This window comes from Gottfriedia sp. NPDC058432 (genome assembly GCF_042721555.1).
Lineage (GTDB): Bacteria > Bacillota > Bacilli > Bacillales > Bacillaceae_G > Gottfriedia.
In genome coordinates this window covers 73,715-91,775 of the sequence record NZ_JBHXLC010000006.1, presented here as the reverse complement: position 1 = coordinate 91,775, position 18,061 = coordinate 73,715, and the positions used below count along the sequence as shown (strand labels likewise).

General features: G+C 31.6%; 15 protein-coding genes and 1 pseudogene. 9 read left to right on the top strand and 7 right to left on the bottom strand.

What is annotated here, in order from left to right; genetic code table 11:
- The first annotated feature begins 212 nt into the window (after window positions 1–212).
- Together ACFWM3_RS08245 and ACFWM3_RS08240 are read left to right on the top strand one after the other, a co-directional pair.
- Window positions 213–341 (top strand): DUF3941 domain-containing protein, encoded by a 129-nt coding sequence (locus ACFWM3_RS08245; RefSeq protein ID WP_082459548.1) that lies wholly within the window; start codon window positions 213–215, stop codon window positions 339–341.
- Between the two features lie 1,390 nt (window positions 342–1,731).
- Complete coding sequence (locus ACFWM3_RS08240; RefSeq protein WP_390311009.1) at window positions 1,732–2,820, top strand: hypothetical protein; 1,089 nt, start codon at window positions 1,732–1,734, stop codon at window positions 2,818–2,820.
- Window positions 2,821–3,292: 472 nt separating this feature from the next.
- Here ACFWM3_RS08240 and ACFWM3_RS08235 read toward each other — a convergent pair.
- Window positions 3,293–3,766: pseudogene (locus ACFWM3_RS08235) on the bottom strand (recombinase family protein); the annotation flags it as partial.
- 47 nt (window positions 3,767–3,813) lie between these two features.
- Between ACFWM3_RS08235 and ACFWM3_RS08230 the strand changes: the two are divergent.
- Window positions 3,814–4,083 (top strand): hypothetical protein, encoded by a 270-nt coding sequence (locus ACFWM3_RS08230; protein ID WP_390311008.1) that lies wholly within the window; start codon window positions 3,814–3,816, stop codon window positions 4,081–4,083.
- 249 nt (window positions 4,084–4,332) lie between these two features.
- Window positions 4,333–4,458, top strand: a complete 126-nt coding sequence (locus ACFWM3_RS08225; protein WP_390311007.1) for a hypothetical protein — start codon at window positions 4,333–4,335, stop codon at window positions 4,456–4,458.
- Between the two features lie 358 nt (window positions 4,459–4,816).
- Here the strand turns inward: ACFWM3_RS08225 and ACFWM3_RS08220 are convergent, their stop codons facing one another.
- Both ACFWM3_RS08220 and ACFWM3_RS08215 read right to left on the bottom strand, forming a co-directional pair.
- Window positions 4,817–5,668, bottom strand: coding sequence for a YitT family protein (locus tag ACFWM3_RS08220; RefSeq protein ID WP_056473606.1), 852 nt, complete (start codon window positions 5,666–5,668; stop codon window positions 4,817–4,819).
- Between the two features lie 99 nt (window positions 5,669–5,767).
- Window positions 5,768–6,643, bottom strand: a complete 876-nt coding sequence (locus ACFWM3_RS08215) for a CvfB family protein (RefSeq protein WP_056473604.1) — start codon at window positions 6,641–6,643, stop codon at window positions 5,768–5,770.
- 124 nt (window positions 6,644–6,767) lie between these two features.
- Here ACFWM3_RS08215 and ACFWM3_RS08210 point away from each other — a divergent pair, with 124 nt between their 5' ends.
- The gene (locus ACFWM3_RS08210) at window positions 6,768–7,259 is read left to right on the top strand and encodes a YajQ family cyclic di-GMP-binding protein (RefSeq protein ID WP_390311006.1); all 492 of its coding nucleotides are present in this window, start codon (window positions 6,768–6,770) and stop codon (window positions 7,257–7,259) included.
- A gap of 62 nt (window positions 7,260–7,321) precedes the next feature.
- Here ACFWM3_RS08210 and ACFWM3_RS08205 read toward each other — a convergent pair whose 3' ends face one another.
- Window positions 7,322–8,365, bottom strand: coding sequence for a LacI family DNA-binding transcriptional regulator (locus tag ACFWM3_RS08205; protein ID WP_390311005.1), 1,044 nt, complete (start codon window positions 8,363–8,365; stop codon window positions 7,322–7,324).
- A 227-nt stretch (window positions 8,366–8,592) separates the two neighbouring features.
- Window positions 8,593–10,095 carry an alpha-amylase family glycosyl hydrolase gene (locus ACFWM3_RS08200; protein ID WP_390311004.1) on the bottom strand — a complete coding sequence of 501 codons (1,503 nt, stop codon included), beginning with the start codon at window positions 10,093–10,095 and terminating at the stop codon, window positions 8,593–8,595.
- 216 nt (window positions 10,096–10,311) lie between these two features.
- On the opposite strand from ACFWM3_RS08200, the gene ACFWM3_RS08195 reads away from it, so the two are divergent.
- From ACFWM3_RS08195 to ACFWM3_RS08185, 3 genes are all read left to right on the top strand, one after another.
- On the top strand, window positions 10,312–12,084 hold the full coding sequence (locus tag ACFWM3_RS08195; RefSeq protein ID WP_390311003.1) for a glycoside hydrolase family 13 protein: 1,773 nt from the start codon (window positions 10,312–10,314) through the stop codon (window positions 12,082–12,084).
- A gap of 209 nt (window positions 12,085–12,293) precedes the next feature.
- Window positions 12,294–13,520, top strand: coding sequence for an ammonium transporter (locus ACFWM3_RS08190; RefSeq protein WP_156339718.1), 1,227 nt, complete (start codon window positions 12,294–12,296; stop codon window positions 13,518–13,520).
- Window positions 13,521–13,532: 12 nt separating this feature from the next.
- A complete protein-coding gene (locus ACFWM3_RS08185; RefSeq protein WP_335407563.1) occupies window positions 13,533–13,895 on the top strand; it encodes a P-II family nitrogen regulator in 363 nt (120 codons plus the stop codon).
- Window positions 13,896–14,341: 446 nt separating this feature from the next.
- Here the strand turns inward: ACFWM3_RS08185 and asnB are convergent, their stop codons facing one another.
- Window positions 14,342–16,189: an asparagine synthase (glutamine-hydrolyzing) gene (gene asnB / locus ACFWM3_RS08180; protein WP_390311002.1), complete on the bottom strand. Its 1,848-nt coding sequence runs from the start codon at window positions 16,187–16,189 to the stop codon at window positions 14,342–14,344.
- 438 nt (window positions 16,190–16,627) lie between these two features.
- On the opposite strand from asnB, the gene ACFWM3_RS08175 reads away from it, so the two are divergent.
- Entirely contained in the window at window positions 16,628–17,191 is a 564-nt protein-coding gene (locus ACFWM3_RS08175; RefSeq protein ID WP_056473591.1) for a DUF2777 family protein, read from the top strand.
- A gap of 41 nt (window positions 17,192–17,232) precedes the next feature.
- Here the strand turns inward: ACFWM3_RS08175 and ACFWM3_RS08170 are convergent, their stop codons facing one another.
- Window positions 17,233–17,607: a DUF1516 family protein gene (locus ACFWM3_RS08170; RefSeq protein ID WP_056473589.1), complete on the bottom strand. Its 375-nt coding sequence runs from the start codon at window positions 17,605–17,607 to the stop codon at window positions 17,233–17,235.
- Window positions 17,608–18,061 lie beyond the last annotated feature (454 nt).

The window sequence follows — 18,061 nt, the reverse complement described above, 5'->3', positions numbered from 1 at the left end:
TACTACAACCAGCTTAAATAAAAGCTCTTTATTTCTTTCCACCAACTCTGCTTCCTCCTCAAAAAAATAAAACTTCTCTCTATATTAAAAATTGCCTCTGTAAAAACATCATACTTGTTTAACAAAAGCCAAATGTAAAAACGAACACTCATACATAATTAAAGTGATAAAGGCAAACCTAACATTATCATTTTTTATAAAGGAGCTTAAATATGCCTACTAGTGATAATGACAAAAAAGCAAAAGATAATAACGCTGTAAGAGAAAAGAAAAATGCACAAGAAAGTAAAAATGCACAGGCTGGTAAGAAATCTTTTTCTAAAAGTGTCGATCATCTTTAATATTTTTAAAACGGTTTAATTGAATAAAAAACATGTAAAATTTCATCTAATAGTTTAAGTATATTTAAATCTTTCTGAAAGACAATAAGAACTTTCTAAACTTGAAAAAGCCTTATTATTAAGAATATTTAACCGATGTAAATATTTTAAAAAAACCTTTAGAAACACTATTATATAAGTGTTTCTAAAGGTTTTAACAAATTAAAAAATTTGCTAAACAAAAGCTAACTACCCTCCACAAACTCGGTGAGGTTTTTGGGGAATATTTTTTGTATAATGATAGTGTACAGAAAAAACTTTAGAACAATACAAAATCAAAACAAATGAAAAAAGGACCATTCAAGCATTACTGGAATGGTCCTTTTTACTTTGAGTTTTAATGAATCATATAAAAAAGCCTCTGCAACAACACATTAATAATATCAAATATTAATCAACATGTACTGTCCTTATTTGAAATGCAATATATCAAATAAGGGCTCACGATACCTCAAATAATAGAGTAATGATTTCATTGGATAATCTGTACATAAAATTAGGCTCCTGCATTTTTAATCCCCTCTAATAAAAAATAAATTTATAGATTAATTTAAGCTCTAACTATTTGAATATCTCAAATGAATTATTGAATATTGATAAATATTCAAAAGAAATATGCAAACATAAATATTAACGTTTATATTTGCATACATAATTTCATAAATGTATATATTGATGCGTTAAAACGGCTTTCTCAAACGTCAAATTGTCGTTTCATCTGTTGGCGACATTAGATCAAGAGTAATAAATAAATATATTATGAATATTTTGTGGAGAAATACAGGGCGTGACCAAAAATGTTGCTCTGTTTACTAACCTCCTTTGTATTTGTTAACGTAAACATATATGTTAAAATCGTTTTTTCTTTAATTAATTTAAACAATGAATTCTAACTATTTGAAGTAATGTAATTGTAAAAAGTGGATTATTATAGTCCTCTTTTTATTTCTTTGGTACTGATACTGCTAAATCAATTACATACAAATTATTTAATTTTTTGATGCTAAAAACGACCCTCTCAAACACCAAATTATTTTTTTATATGTTAAATTTTTTTATTCAATCGCAACATCTTCTAGATTGATAGGTAATACAGTATGTTTTATGTTTTACATTTTTTATTGTTTACGCTAGATCTTATCCAATTTTCGATTCCATTTTTTTACAAAATTAACACAATTTATTTTAATTTTTTTGTATTTTTTTGTCATTTGTAGCTCGAAAAAAGTCGAATTATCTATATATCAGGCAAAAATTAACCCGATTGACCAATAATTGGAAATAAACGATACTAAAGTTGTTAAGTCGCAGTAGATGCAGCAATAAATTTATATGAAACGGAGCAATTATTATGAAAAAAGTAATTAAAAAGACTTTACCAGTGGTTTTATCAGCTGCAATGGTCAGTACAGCTATTCCATCATTAACACATGCTGAAACATTTAGTTCAAGTCCTAAAATCTCAAAAAGTGTAGCCGTTACGCTTGAAAGACCTGAACAGCCAGAAGTGCAAGCTATTAAGAATAGTGAGGAAAGTACTACTGGTTACATTAATGTTACTTGGAAAAGTCTTCCAGGTGCGATAGGATATAAAGTAGGAATATTCAATGGAGAAAGTTATGACTACTTTGATACTGGCAATACAACATCTTGGTCATCGAAAGATAAAGGAATTTGGCCGACTGATGAGGAAATTAACCAGAATCATAGATACCAACTTCATTTAGATGGAAAAGGAACAGAAATACCAACTAATCCTGCCGGAATTTATTACAATGCATATGCTGCTTCAATGTATAATGAGGAAAAAGACTTTAGATTAGCAGAAGGAGTTTCTGTTGGGATAGTTGCAGTTTATCCGAATGGCACAAGCGAGATTTCTGATACACAATTTGCTTCTTTCCCTGAACTCGATCAAGAGTTGATTGATAAAGCATCGCCTTATATAGACATGGACTCTTCTGGTCAATTTTCTGTAAATAATTCTAGTGCTTTATCTACAATTCTTAGTGCAGATGAATTACAGTTGGTTCAACAAAATGTTACAGAAGCTAACCAACTAAATCAGGAAATATATTACTCAAGTAATGGTGGCTCTGTTTCAGTTGGTACAGATAATTTAACATATACTGTAAATGAGTTTAATAGATCTTATATAGATGGCGTAACTAAACTTGAGTCTTATTGGTGGGGATATAAGATTTACCTTAGCAAAAATGTTGTACGTGCAGCTGGGGTCACAGTATCTGGAGGTGCAGGTTATATTGCAAGTACATTACCTCTTCCGTTTGGTGCTGGAATTGCTGCTGCTAGTATAATGGCATTAGGCGGATATCTTGCTTCGACTATTCCACATGGTGTTATAATTCGTGTAAATAAAGTACCTACATTAACAGGAATAAAGTATATACCTACATGGGTTAAATATCAATCAAATTAAGGGGTTATAATGAAAAAGTTAGACATATTAATTGCAATTTTTGTTGCTTTTAGTGCATTACTTATCTACATTTTTTTTACTGGTAAAATAAGTGATAAGTTGATTTTTTTTATAGTTATGTTTTTTAGTACTAGTGTATCCGTAATTAGAAACTCAATTTTAAGGTCTAAAAAATTAAAGAAAAAATAAGGTCCTTTATAGAACTAAGTCAAATTAGTTCTATAAGGATTAAAAAATCTTTAAATGTTATTATCCCCTTATAGTAGATAGTTAAAAGAAAGGGCCATACTGTCTAATATGGAGGGGGACAAGCAAGAAAGCTATTTGCCCTTTTAATACATTTTCTTTTTTCTCCCCAACAATTACCTTTTTGATAAATGACTTATAGTAGTTTTTAATGGAAATACCAAAAAATAATAAAAAAATTCACCTCTTTTTAGTGGTGAATTTTTTTATTCATTTTTAAAATCTATTAATTGTCATTTTTAATTTCTTGTCTCTTTGCTCTTATAATAGTACTTTTACTTATTCCTGTTAACTGTTCTACTTGCTTATATGAATGAGTCTTTAATAATGACAGAGCAAAAGCAATTTGCTTCTTACCATATTTTTTAGGTCTACCTTCACGAAAATCGTCACGAAGTTTAGCTAATGTTTTTCCTTCTTGCGTTCGTTCGATAATTATGTTTCTTTCCATTTCAGCAACCGCAAGCATTGTCTGTAAGAAGAATCTCCCCATCGTAGTATCTTCTAATAAACCTACATTTAAAACATGAACTTTAACACTTCTTTTAAAAAGGTATTCAATAATCTCAATTCCTTCCTTAGTATTTCTTGCTAGTCGATCTAATTTTGTTACAACTAAAGTATCACCTTCCTTTAAATCTTCCAGGACTTTTTTGAATTCTGGCCAATTAGTTTTTGTACCTGTAAATTTTTCTGAATAGTTTCCTAAAGACGCTCAAATAGATAATGGACAAGTAAACTATAAACGTGATGGTTCACGCTACTGATCCTTATAAGTTATACTCAAAAGCATTTGAAGTTAATGGAAGTGGTTTAAACTATTCTGATAGTACAGTTTACTATGTAAAAGTGACAGCTGTTCATGAAGATGGTGCTAATCCGATTTCGCATGCCACATCTTCAACATTTCTTGAAGCTATTTCATCTGAAGAGGAAGGTAGTTTCGAAAGTATACCTACTTTAAAAGAGATGACGCCTGAGCAACTTGAAGTATCTAATGCTGCACTTAAAAACTAAGTGAAAGATCTATCATATGAAAATGCACACATAATTAAGGATAGTGTTAATGAGTTATTCTCAGAAAACGGACAAAACTTTCAAACAATGAGCAGAAAATTAAATATTTATTTAACTAACAAAGTTGTTGGAACTGCTATAAATCTAGGCTTACAAATGGACGTATTTCTTAAATAAAGGTACAAGGAAGCTTCTAAAATTTTTTCTAAGACTGTTAAAAGTAAATTAATAGCTTGGGGTGCTCCAACATTGGCTACGATGGCAACTTTTGCATTAGAATTCGCACTTGGTTTTTCTGACATAGGAACAGCTGCAGCAAATTGGTTTGATAGTAAAGATAAATACCCCAAAAATGGAAGGGTAGATTTCTATTGAGATTAATTAGAAAATATTTGATAGAGTCTATTTTATTTTTACTAGTTTCTGCATTTTATGCCTATATAGATTATAAAACAGAATTCACTTGGAAATTTACTATCTTCTTTATTGTTTATTTTTATATTAGTTATAATATTGTAGTTAAATTTCCAGCGTTTTTAAAAAATATGAAAAATAAAATTAATAATTAAATGTTAATGCTCCTATTCGAACAATTATTTTATTGAATAGGAGCAATTATCAAATCCCAAGTCTACTCACCAACAACACCATCAAAAACTATTCCGCATTTCTATTTGTAACACTTTAACTGCATCTAATATTTAATCTCCAAAGCTCTAATCATCATTAATACCTAAAACTTCCTAAATTCCCCAAACACATCAATTGTTTGAACGATATTTGTAAACGCCTTTTCATCAACTGATTTAATGACTTTCGATAAATGATATAGCTCATAACGTGATAGTACCATCATTAAAATTTGTTTATCTTGATTCGTAAAGGCACCTTTTGCATTGATTGCAGTAATTCCGCGCACTAGCTTCGAATGAATTTCTTTACGCAGTTCATCACCTTTTGTCGTTACAATAAAGGCAGTTACTTTAATATGACTTGTATGAATTGCATCAATGAATCTAGACGTTACATATAGGTTAATTAATGTATAAAGTGCTTTTTCCATTCCATAAATATAGCCTGCTGTTAATATAATTAACGCGTTAAACAGGAAGAAGTATGTACCAACGGGTTTTCCTTTCGAACGTGATAATACTAGAGCAACTATATCTAACCCACCTGTTGAAGCACCAAACTTTAAAGTATATCCAATCCCAACCGCAACAATTAATCCACCAAATACTGCGTTTAGTAAAATATCTTTTGAGAATAGAGGCGTTACTGGAATTACTTCTAAAAATAGCGTAGTGATTCCAACGCTTAAAATCGTAAAATACGTAAAAGATCGACCTATTTTTTTCCATGCTAAAATGATTACAGGAATATTTAATATTGCAAGTAAGATACCAGTAGAAGCCCTAAAAGGTGTAAAATCATTTAATAAATTAGTAAGTAACTGAGCTAAACCAGAAAAACCACTTGAATAAACACTGACAGGAATTAAAAAACAATTCATCGCAAATGCATTCATAAATGCACCAAATATTACTACAAGAACTTTTATGAACAATTCTTTTTTGTCATTCACCTACAAGCCTCCTAAATTTTCATATGTTTAGTATGCCTGTAAATTGTAAAAAAATAGCAAAAAAACCACTTCATTCTATAAAGTGGTTTCACATTCTAATTATTGCTCTTTCTTCTCAAACAGTTCTTTTGCGTATGTCCAACCGTCTTCTTGATAGATTTTATTTTCCTTTAATAATCTACCCATCGCTCGTTTAAATGAAGCCTTACTAATATTAAATCTTACTTTAATATCCTCTGCGTCACTCTTATCCCAGTAAGGCATTGCCCCACCACGGCTCATCATATATTCATAAATTTCATTTGCTTCTTGATCTAATCCTTCATGTACCCTTGGTAAAAGTGACACGTTAATACTTCCATCATCTTTTACATCAATAATGCGTCCACTTACCCTTTCACCAATACGAGGTTCAGTTTTTCTCTGTGATTCGTGGATAAAACCTATGAATCGTTCATCAGTTAAAATATAAGAACCTACTCTTAAAGTACGATAGATGATTCCTGTAACGTTTTTATTAAGCATACTCGGTTCAGCCGGTACAGAAAACTCTTTCATGACTGGTTCAGTAGCAATTTTAATTAATAGTCTACCTTTGTTTGTTTGCTTTAACGTACAAAAAATTTCATCGCCTTCTTCAGGCCATACTTCTTGAAGAGGTGGAAGGTCACCTTTTTCTAATAGAATATCTTTTGAAATGCCGATGTTTACAAAAACACCCACTCCATCAAGTTTATCTACTACTTTTGCAAATCCATAACCTTCTGTTGTAATGAATGGCATTTCCATCGTTGCAGAAAGTCTACCTTTGGAATCATGATATAAAAATACAGTAACTTCTTGATCTATTTCAACTTCACCAGATGCCTCATTTTTATGTAAAAATACTTCTTCTTGATCTTGGACAAGCATATACCCAATATCCGTTTCTCGACTGCAAACTAAAGTTACAATCTCTCCTGCTTGTAAACTCATTTTTTGTTACATCCTCTCTTAACTTTCAAACTAAAAATTATTATATCATGCTAACCTGAAAGTTTGTTACTTCGTCTATCATACACTATAATACAAGTATTAACGAATTGGAGGGATTCTATCTATGTCAAAAGAAAGTTCATTTGATATTGTTTCAAAAGTTGACTTACCAGAAGTCTCGAATGCGATTCAACTTGCTACAAAAGAAATCGCAACTCGCTATGACTTTAAAGGAAGCAAAAGCTCAATTGCATTAGAAAAAGAAGAACTAGTTTTAGTATCAGATGACGATTATAAATTAGAGCAATTAAAAGACGTATTAATTAATAAATTAATTAAACGTAATGTTCCTATTAAAAACCTAGATTACAGTAAGGTTGAAGGTGCTTCAGGTGGTACTGTAAGACAAAGAGCTAGATTAGTTCAAGGTATTGATAAAGAAAATGCAAAAAAAATCAATACAATCATTAAAAATAGTGGATTAAAAGTAAAATCACAAATTCAAGATGATCAAATCCGTGTAACTGCAAAAAGTAGAGATGATTTACAAGCAATTATCGCTGCTGTAAAAGGTGCAGATTTAACTATTGACGTTCAATTCCTGAATTACCGATAAACTTATACATAGAAAAAGAGGATGAAAGTAATCATCCTCTTTTTTAACTTTTATAAATTTAATTAACCACTTACTAACGTTAATCTCTCATTCTTTACACATGTATCACGGACTACTATTTTATATGGAACGATAATACTTTTTTCAGTACCATCTGGTTCTTCAACTTTTGAAATAATATTTTTTGCTGCTTCATTACCTAATTGATAAATATTAATATCTACAGATGTTAATGGTGGATTTGCTAATTCTGCAAAAATTGCATTATTAAAGCTAATAATTGAAATATTATTTGGGACTAAAATGTTATGTTCGCTTAATACACTTATAATTCCTAATGCTAATACATCATCAGTCACAACAATTGCAGTCGGAAGCTCCTTAAGTTCCAGCATTTGATTTACTGCTTTCCTTCCACCGTCTCTCGTAAATGATGTAAATATAATTTCTTCTTCATTTACAGAAAGTCCGTTTAATTGCATTGAATCTTGGAATCCTCGTAATCGGTTTTGAGTTACTAGAAGACTACTGTCTCCTCCAACAAATGAAATTTGTCGATGTCCAAGATCAATTAAATAATTAGTCACATCTCTCGCAGCAGCATAATTATCATTGTCAATATACGTTATATCATCCATAGAATGAACAGGCTTCCCTACTAATACAAAAGGAAAATTATTTTCATTTAAATAATCGATAATCTTATCATTTTCCTTTGAGTAAAGTAGAATAATTCCGTCGACTCTTCTACCCCTAATTGTTTTAATCACAGTTTGCTCAACTTCATCTTCATTGTTTCCTGTAATAAAATAAAGAGAGTAATCTTTTTGATTCGAATACGCTGTCACACCTCTAATCACTTCTGCAAAAAAAGGATTATGAAATGATGTATCTAATGCTGGTGGCAAAACTAATCCAATCGATTTCGTAGATCGATTAGCCAACGACCTTGCATTTAAATTAGGATGATAATTTAGTTCATCCATTACTTTTCTAACTTTCCTCTTTGTTTTTTCACTAATTCTTGGGTTGTTTGAGATAACTCGAGACACCGTTGAAGGCGCTACATTCGCTTTCTTCGCAACATCCTTAATTGTAATCGTCATTTTAATTCCCCTTATTTACGAATGAATGTAAACGTTATCATTTTCTCTTTAGATGTAGACTCTATTTAAAAGATTATTGATTCTTGATAAAATCCACATCTTCCTTCACAAGGCGATGTCCCGTTTATTTTACTGGAATCTAGTGGATTCAATCTCTTCTAATTTGCTTAGAATACTAAAAAAGACAGCAATCATTTCAAGTATTCTAAGCTTAAGCAAACTAGTATTTATTTAACCTCATTATTACGTCTTCTTGCAAACCATAAAAAGATGATAAACGCAACAAAAATGGATGGTATTGCAATAATCACGCCAATGTTTAAACTAGTTTTAGGTGCAACTGCATAAACATTTGAAGATTCTCTTTTAAGGACTATATCGAATCCTTTTTTATTTGGACGAACCAAATCATCACTTAACATACCTCTTAATTCATTAGATTTTTTAACGACATCAAAATCTAAATGAACCTTTTGATCAAGCGAAGTATTATTTATTGCAACGATCGTAGTTTCATCATTATAATGTCTCTTAATTAAAGTCATACCTTTAGAATCATCATAAAGCACTTCAAAATCCCCTTCAGAAAGAGACGGTAAAGTTCTTCTTAATTCAGTCAGTTTTTTAATATATTTTGAAAAATCTTCATCAGTACGGAAATCCATTCCTTTTCGATTATCAGGAATGTTTCCACCATTTAGTGCAATTTCTGTCCCATAATAAGTCAATGGGATTCCTGGTGTTGTAAATAAATAAGCAAGTGCCAACTTTAATCTTGAAGGTGGATACTCACCTTTTTCTACGGCTAATGAAACAAAGCGCTTAGTCATTTCATCATCTAAATAGTTAATCATTAATGTCGAGCCTAACTGCTTACTTAAATCCACTTGTAGCTTCATTATGTCAGTTAAAGATTGATTTTGTGAAGAAAATGAATTTGCCAAATCATCTACAGAATCTACATTATAAATCCCATTAAAACCTAAATTTTTATATTTATTTAGATCTATTTCACTTGAAGCATTTAAATCAGCAAATAAGATGAAGTTTGGATTTTTCTTTTTTATTTCATTGTTAAATGATTTCCAAAAAGAAACAGGTACATTATTTACTTCTTGTAAATTATATCCGTCAAAATTAGCTTGATCCATCCAATACTTAGCTGTTTCGATTAAGTAATTTGCTACCTCATTGTTATCTTGGTTAAAATCAGGTAACCCATTCATCCATTTCTTTTCTGAACTTGTACTATTTTCTGGATTAAACCAATCCGTTTTTTTAGCAAGTTCACTATTTGGCGAAGCATTATTTGTAACAAAATCAATATAAACTTTTATTTTACGTTTATGCGCTTCTTTGACCAACTTCTGAAGGTCTTTATTTGTTCCGAACCTTGGATCAATTTTTCTAAAATTAACGACGGAGAATCCATCATATGAATTTACGTCATTCTCAAAAATAGGTGAAATCGAAATAGCATTATATCCAAAATCCTTAAGATAATCTAATTTTTGGGTAATACCATCTAAATCCCCACCCTGAGATTTGTTTAAATCTTTCGGGTCTGTATTTTTATCATTCATAGGATTACCATCAAAAAAACGATCAACTAAAATTCGATAAATCATTTCTTTTTTTAAATCTGTTGTCTTTTTTTCTGCAAAACTAATACTTGGTAATGTACTAAAAAATAGTACAGACGCTAGTATTAATAAACCAAATCGCCTCATTTTTTCTCCCCCTGCAAGACACTCGCATGTACATAAATTTCACTCTCTACATTATTTTGCAAAATATTACAATGAAATTCAAATGTTAATTTAAATTTCATAAAAATGGAAGCGATTGCACACACTATTTAATTATACTGTTACTAAATTAGATAGCAAGTTAATTCCTTATAGACATTAATAATAACATTTTACTAAAAAATAAAGGGTGGGATCATGCAAATTGAATCAATATATCATCAGCCATATGATCAATATGCTTTTTCAATAGATGATAAAACCTATCGTATAAGAATTCGAACAAAAAAAGGTGATTGCACAGAAATTATTTTTTATTTCGGAGATCCATTCAAATTTAATGATTCAGGTTGGCAAATTGAATCATCACTCTCCATGTATCTTGCATTTTCCACAGAACTATTTGACTACTGGGAAGTAAATGTGATCCCTCCGAATAAACGAATGAAATATCAATTCCTTTTAAAAAATGAGCAAGATTCTCTATCTTACGGTGAGGGCGGATTTTCAAACAATTTTAATCTCAATGATCAGTCGAATTGTTTTACATTGCCATTTCTTCATAAAAACAATTTAATTTCGCCCCCGAGTTGGATTAATAGTACGACTTGGTATCAAATTTTCCCCGACCGTTTTGCTAGTGGAAATAACAAGAATAACCCTAAAAATTCTACTCCGTGGGGATCTACTCTCCCAACGAGTTCAAGCTATTTTGGTGGTGATTTAGAGGGTGTTATTCAAAAAATAGATTATCTTAAAAATTTAGGAATATCCGGAATTTATTTAACTCCTATTTTTGAAGCAAATTCTAATCATAAATATAATACAATTAATTATTTTAGAATAGATCCTACTTTTGGAGATGAAAAAGTCTTAAAAACATTAATCGAAAAATGTCATGAAAATAATATTCGAGTAATGCTTGATGCAGTATTTAACCACACTAGTGCATCCTTTCCCCCATTTCAGGATGCCTTGCAAAACGGAAGGGAATCCGCCTTTTTTGAGTGGTTTCACTTTTTTGAAGATGAACAAAATAACTTGGCATATGAAACTTTTTCATTTGTAAAGGAAATGCCAAAATTGAATACAGAAAATAAAGAAGTACAGAATTTTTTAATCGAAATAGGTTCTTATTGGATAAAAGAATTTAATATTGATGGCTGGCGTTTAGATGTAGCAAACGAAATCGATCATTATTTTTGGAAACTATTTAATAAAAAAATGAAGGAACTTAAAAAGGATTTATTTATTGTAGGTGAGATTTGGCACCATGCAATGCCATGGCTAAGAGGTGACGAATTCGATTCTGTTATGAATTATCCTCTAATGAAATCACTTTTTGCTTATTTCGGTTATCAAACGATTTCAAAGATACAATTTCAATATTCGATTAACGATTTAATCGCTCAGTACCCATTACCTGTAATCAAAGCACTCTTCAATGTATTAGGTTCACATGATACACCAAGAATACTGACACAATGTAATCAAAATGAAAAAAGAGTGATCCTATTATATGTTTTTTTATTTACTTTCTTTGGAACTCCATGTATCTACTACGGAGATGAAATTGGTCTACAAGGTGGAAATGACCCTGAATGTCGAAGCTGTATGCTTTGGGACAAAACACAATTTAATTTAAGTATCTTTGATTCAATCAAAAAATTGATTTCTATAAGAAATAAATACTCAGTTTTAGAAAATGACGGTGAGTTTAATTGGGTACAAACTGACCAACCTGACATTGTTATGTATGAAAGGAAGAATAATTATTTTCATTTTTTAATCATAATTAATAACTCAAGCGAAAAACAGTCAGTTCAAGCACCAATAAATTTAGGTAAGAAAAGAATTACAAATGTATGGAATGGCGAACAGTTTGCAACTGAATCTGAATCGATTGGTGTTGATCTACTAGAAACCGACTTTTTAATTTTGCAAATAGAAGATACAGACTCCTTTATGTGAGTCTGTATTTTTATTCACTCATTTACGTTATGTTAGATTTTCTAACAAATCAGATATATGTTAGCGTTTTCATAATTATTTTATATATTTTTTTCGATTTTCCGTGAAATTATTATTGAATTTTGCATATATTTTGAATATGATAACTTATATAACATTTGATGTTACAAAAACTAACATTAAGGAAATGGGGAATGAAGATGAACGGTATTCAAGCTGCGGATAGTGTATTTCTTTTTATTTCAACTGTTTTAGTCATGATCATGACACCTGGTTTAGCACTTTTTTACGGCGGCATGGTTAAAAGTAAAAACGTTTTAAGTACTACAATGCATAGCTATTCTGCTATGGCAATTGTATCAATCCAGTGGGTGTTAATTGGTTACTCTTTAGCATTCGGTCCAGATTTTCATCATTTGATTGGTAACTTTTCTTGGGCAGCTTTAAAGGATGTTGGTTTTACTCCAAATGAAAACTACAGCGCAACAGTCCCTCATAATCTTTTCATGATGTTCCAGCTAATGTTTGCAATTTTAACTCCTGCTCTTATATCAGGTGCCTTCGCCGAGCGCATGAAATTTTCAGCATTTCTATTATTCACTCTTTTATGGACGACATTTGTTTACGATCCATTAGCTCACTGGGTTTGGGGCGTAGATGGCTGGCTTCGTAATCTAGGTGCATTAGACTTCGCCGGTGGAACAGTCGTCCATATTTCCTCCGGTGTTTCAGGTTTAGTTCTAGCTCTACTTCTTGGTAAAAGACGAGATTTTGGCTCTACATCACCTCATCATTTACCACTAACTGTATTAGGTGCTGGACTATTATGGTTTGGATGGTTCGGATTTAATGTTGGTAGTGCTTTAACATTAAATGAAGTAGCATTAACTGCATTCATTAATACAAATACTGCAGCTGCTGCAGCTTCAGTTGCTTGGGTACTTGTGGAATGGTATGTAAATAAAAAACCGACTATTTTAGGTGGAGTTAGTGGTGCCGTAGCTGGATTAGTTGCAATTACACCTGCTTGCGGATTCGTCACTCCTCTCTCATCAATCGTGATTGGATTTTTAGGTGGCGTTATATGCTTTTTAGCAGTAACTTACTTAAAATACAAATTCGGATATGATGATGCATTAGATGCATTCGGTTGTCACGGAATCGGAGGGACATGGGGAGCTATTGCAACAGGATTATTCGCTACAAAATCAGTAAATAGTGCTGGTGCAAACGGACTTTTTTACGGTGACATATCACTTCTTTGGAAACAACTACTCGCTATCTGTGCAACCTATCTTTTTGCAGGAATTATTACCTTTTTAATTGTGAAAGTTATAGGCTTTTTCATCAGCATTCGTGTCGATCAAGAGGAAGAAAACCTCGGCCTTGACTTAAGCATACATGGAGAAAAAGCATATCACGACGCAAGTATTTAAGGAGGGATAAAAATGACAGCAAAATTAACGAAAATTGAAATCATTACTCGGCCAGATAAATTTGATGTTTTAAAGGATGCCCTTTCAAAAGTAGGAATCACAGGAATGACCGTAACGAACGTTTTAGGCTGTGGAATGCAATCAGGCTATACGGAAGTGTATCGAGGAAAAAAACGAACGATCAATTTACATGAAAAAATTAAGGTTGAAATAGTCGTATGTGATGTACCTGTTCAATCTATAATCGATGAAGCAAAAAGAGTTTTAAAAACCGGAAAACCTGGGGATGGAAAAATATTTGTATATCCTATTGAAAACGCGATTAAAATTCGCACTGGGGAAGAAGGAAGAGACGCATTACAAAATGATTATTAGATTTTTAAAACCTAGTCATTTTACATGGCTAGGTTTTTTATTGATTAATTATATTACATTTTCATAGATGAGACTTAAGACTAATACACCTATGAAACTTATCAATATATGCTTGGTGAAACTGTTCGATAGAATTTTAAAGAATGCCCCGTCTTACCAAAACGATTTTTCGGAAAAAGTAGCTGTTTTTTCTATCTAGCAGTTGAATCTGTATTATATTCTTATATTTTTTATTGAATATCATCTACTATCCCAAAGAATATGACATTTGCTTTTATTATCCCTGATTTATTTGCGATTCTACGTTTTTAATTGCGATTCTCCTTCTTTTTTGCGATTCTCATTAAATTGCACTTCCCCACTTCTCATTTGCAGTTCCACACTCCGCACTAGCTTCTTTATTTAATCAAAAACAAAAAAGAGGTGAAAAAGATCACCCCTATACTTTAAACTTTCACATTAATATTGAATTTTTTAAACCAAACATGAATTTGGTATAAATGAGCTAGTAATTGAGGTCCAGACATTAATTGTCCGTACCACGGAACTTGAAATGCCTTTCCTTCACTTTCAACTAAACTATTTAATTGCTCTTTATCAAGAAACTCGTAAAGTGCTGAGCTTTTATCTTTTAAAGCTTCTTTTAATTTTTGAACAACTAATTTTGTATATACTGGATTATGCGTCTTTGGATATGGGCTTTTTTTGCGGTATAGGATATCATTTGGTAACAGACCTTCAAGTGACTTTCTTAAGATACCTTTTTCGCGATCACCATACATTTTAAGCTCCCAAGGGATATTCCATACATATTCGACAAGTCGGTGATCTGCAAAAGGAACACGCACTTCAAGACTCGCTCCCATACTCATCCGATCTTTTCGATCTAATAATTGCGCCATAAACCATTGGCGGTTTAAATAAAACAGTTGTCTTCTTTTAGCTTCTAATGGACTTTCTCCTTCAAGGATTGGCGTTTCTTTTACAGTCTCGTTGTATCGATCTTGAACGTACTGAGCTAAATTCAGCTTCTTACTCCATTCGTCTTTTAAAAGCCTTTGACGAAGTTCTGTTGATCTCATCCAAGGAAACGCTGGTCTATTCAAGTCGTCTTCTCGGTGAAACCAAGGATATCCACCAAAAATTTCATCAGCACATTCTCCTGATAAACCTACTACAAAGTTCTGTTTAATTTTTTGACAAAACCATAATAATGAAGAATCAACATCCGCCATTCCCGGAAGATCACGACACTCCGTAGCCTCGTCTAAATATTGAACTAGCTCTTCGTTTGTAATGACACATCTTTGATGATTCGTATTAAATGTTGAAGACATTAACTCAATCCATGGTGCATCTGAATTCGGTTGGAATACACTTGATGTGAAGTATTTATCATTTTCCTCATAATCGATTGAATATGTGGTTAATTGTCCTTTTCCTTCTTTAGCGTAATGATTTGCTGCGATGGCTGTAATCGCACTAGAATCCACTCCACCTGATAAAAACGTACATAAAGGGACATCAGAAACTAATTGTCTTACGATTGCATCTTCAACATAAAAACGTACTTTTTCAATGGTTTCATCAACTGAATCCGTGTGTATATCGCTTTTAACATCCCAATATTTCCATATTTTAAGTCCATTTCTTGAGAATGTCATTGCATGACCACCACGGAGTTCTTTAATTCCATCAAAAACACCATTTCCAGGCGTACGAGATGGACCAAGTCCGAATACTTCTGAGAGCCCTTCTTCAGTTAATTCAGCCTTTACCCCAGGGTTTGCTAAAATCGCCTTTACTTCTGAAGCAAATAATAATCTTTTATAATCTTCTTTATAAAATAGAGGTTTAACACCTAAACGATCTCTTGCAATGAACAAACTTTCCTTTTCTTCATCCCATATTGCAAAAGCAAATATTCCATTAAATTTGTCTACACAAGCTTCCTTCCACTCAATATAGCTTGTTAGTAGAACCTCAGTATCTGAATGCCCTTGAAACGTGTAGCCTCTTTTTAGAAGTTCTTTTCTAAGATCCTCTGTATTATACAACTCACCATTGTAGCAAAGCGTATACGTGAGGTTACCATTCGTTTTACGCATCGGTTGTTTTCCGCCTACTGGATCAACTACAACTAACCTTTTGTGGCCAAAACTACAATGATTCGAAGACCAAACATTCGTATCATCTGGACCTCGTTTAGACAATGTTTCAGCCATTTTTTTTGTCACTGAATTTACATTAGATAAATCATTTTGAAAATCTGCCCACCCAGTTATACCGCACATGTTTTTTTCTCCTTTCTGGGCTATTTCCCTATAAAACTAAAGTTAATTCTATATCGTATTATTGTTTTTAAAAATAGGTGCGTTAATCCGCAAAAAAAGTTGGAAACTTATCAATATTTGTCCATACGTTTTTTAAATTTTTGCATAGTTATAAAATAGTTAAGTTATGTCAATAAATGAAAAAAGTAGCAGCTTTATTAAAGTCGAAATAAACGCAGCTAATGTGATTTATAAATCCTAATACCGGTCGGAAAATAAAGTAAAATTTTTAATCCATTTAAAACAATATTCGAGTTTCAAAAAAAGGTTCGAACGAAAAAAAGATTCTATTAGATACTTAATTTTATGATTCAATAAAATGTCCGAATCACTACTTTTCACCTGAACCTACCTAAATAAACAATGAACAGCAGAACGCTTGTAACTGGAGGTTACTTAATGCAATTTAAGCACCGATCACAATTATTTCAAAAGCAACCTCGCGCTTTCACTATTGGAGCAATTGAAGAAATAAATGATGAATGGGTCTTTTTCGATGATGAAACTGATGAGGCTTTTTTACTTGAGGATCTTGTCGATGAAGATTTTGAAGTTTCTATAAATGAAGAGTGGGTACCTGCTTCTTTAAAAAATGGTAATTTTCTTATTCAGTATTCCAAAAAGAAAAAATTACAAAATGGCGATATTCTTCGTATTCAAAGAAAGCTTTTATATAGCTTCGATTCACTCTTGAAAAATTTGAGCGATGAATCATTTTATACTTTAGCTTACCTACTGAATACACATAGTTTTTCCCTATACGATTGCTTGTACTGTCATAACTTTCTTTCATTTCAACCTGAGGGTTCACCTTCAGATGGAGTAAATTTCATCGTATTTGATAATGGAGAACTTGTTTGTTCAGTATATCACCAATTTAGAATTTCATCTGAAGAACAAAACCATCGATTTGAACTTACAAAAGCAACAGGTAACCGCTACCTATTAACACAACTTTCATAAATACAAAAAACTGCCACAAGAAAATTGTGACAGTTTTTTTATTAAGCAAAGAAGTGTAAACCTTGTGGCAATCTAAATCCTAAATATAATAAAGCTAAAATAAATACTGTAAAAATTGTTGCAGGAACAACCATTTTACGGTGCTTCTTAGAAGACACAGTGAAATATTCAAACACACCTAACATAAGAATACCAAGTGTCATTTTTATGTTATAAAGCATCATCATATTAGAAGGCATATTTTCTTTATTCGAAATATGAATAAATAAATACAGTCCAGTTCCTAAAATAACGAAGTATAAAAGACGTAAAATCATATGGGCAACTTTCACATTCCAACCATTTTTGTATCCATGCCCAACAATTAAAGCTAAGATAATAGCGATTACCCACGCTGTAATATGTAAGTGAATCATTTCATTTCCTCCCAATTATATATTCTCAATAATCATAACATAAGTGCTTGAATAAGGAAAAATCTAGATGAATTGGAAATGGAAAAGATTTTAAAAAATTCACAAATTGTTCAAAATATATGCTATGATTTTATACCTATTAACCGTTATAAAAAGCATGACAAAATATTCATTTTTAAAAATCATAAATTATATTAATCTAGGATTGTAATCTACTGTCGAAAATAAAATTCAATATCATCTATAGCTCCTTACGATTCGACACTTCGTCTAGTTTATCCTACAAAAACCTTTCAATTTCCACTATCACAAGATTGAATGCAGCTGAATATTGTAGTATTTTGTAAGTTTTACACTTCTTTTAGCGAATGTCTTCTCATATGAAAATGATTTTGTATAATAGCATTACATACATCGTGAGACCTAGACATAATTCCCTATTCTTGAACAAAGT

Excerpts from the sequence above, each read along its gene's own strand:
- ACFWM3_RS08245 (WP_082459548.1), top strand. The coding sequence starts at position 213 with ATGCCTACTAGTGATAATGACAAAAAAGCAAAAGATAATAACGCTGTA.
- ACFWM3_RS08240 (WP_390311009.1), top strand. The coding sequence starts at position 1,732 with ATGAAAAAAGTAATTAAAAAGACTTTACCAGTGGTTTTATCAGCTGCA.
- ACFWM3_RS08215 (WP_056473604.1), bottom strand. The coding sequence starts at position 6,643 with ATGAGTTTACAAGCAGGAGAGATTGTAACTTTAGTTTGCAGTCGAGAA.
- ACFWM3_RS08210 (WP_390311006.1), top strand. The coding sequence starts at position 6,768 with ATGTCAAAAGAAAGTTCATTTGATATTGTTTCAAAAGTTGACTTACCA.
- ACFWM3_RS08205 (WP_390311005.1), bottom strand. The coding sequence starts at position 8,365 with ATGACGATTACAATTAAGGATGTTGCGAAGAAAGCGAATGTAGCGCCT.
- ACFWM3_RS08200 (WP_390311004.1), bottom strand. The coding sequence starts at position 10,095 with ATGAGGCGATTTGGTTTATTAATACTAGCGTCTGTACTATTTTTTAGT.
- ACFWM3_RS08195 (WP_390311003.1), top strand. The coding sequence starts at position 10,312 with ATGCAAATTGAATCAATATATCATCAGCCATATGATCAATATGCTTTT.
- ACFWM3_RS08185 (WP_335407563.1), top strand. The coding sequence starts at position 13,533 with ATGACAGCAAAATTAACGAAAATTGAAATCATTACTCGGCCAGATAAA.
- asnB (WP_390311002.1), bottom strand. The coding sequence starts at position 16,189 with ATGTGCGGTATAACTGGGTGGGCAGATTTTCAAAATGATTTATCTAAT.
- ACFWM3_RS08175 (WP_056473591.1), top strand. The coding sequence starts at position 16,628 with ATGCAATTTAAGCACCGATCACAATTATTTCAAAAGCAACCTCGCGCT.
- ACFWM3_RS08170 (WP_056473589.1), bottom strand. The coding sequence starts at position 17,607 with ATGATTCACTTACATATTACAGCGTGGGTAATCGCTATTATCTTAGCT.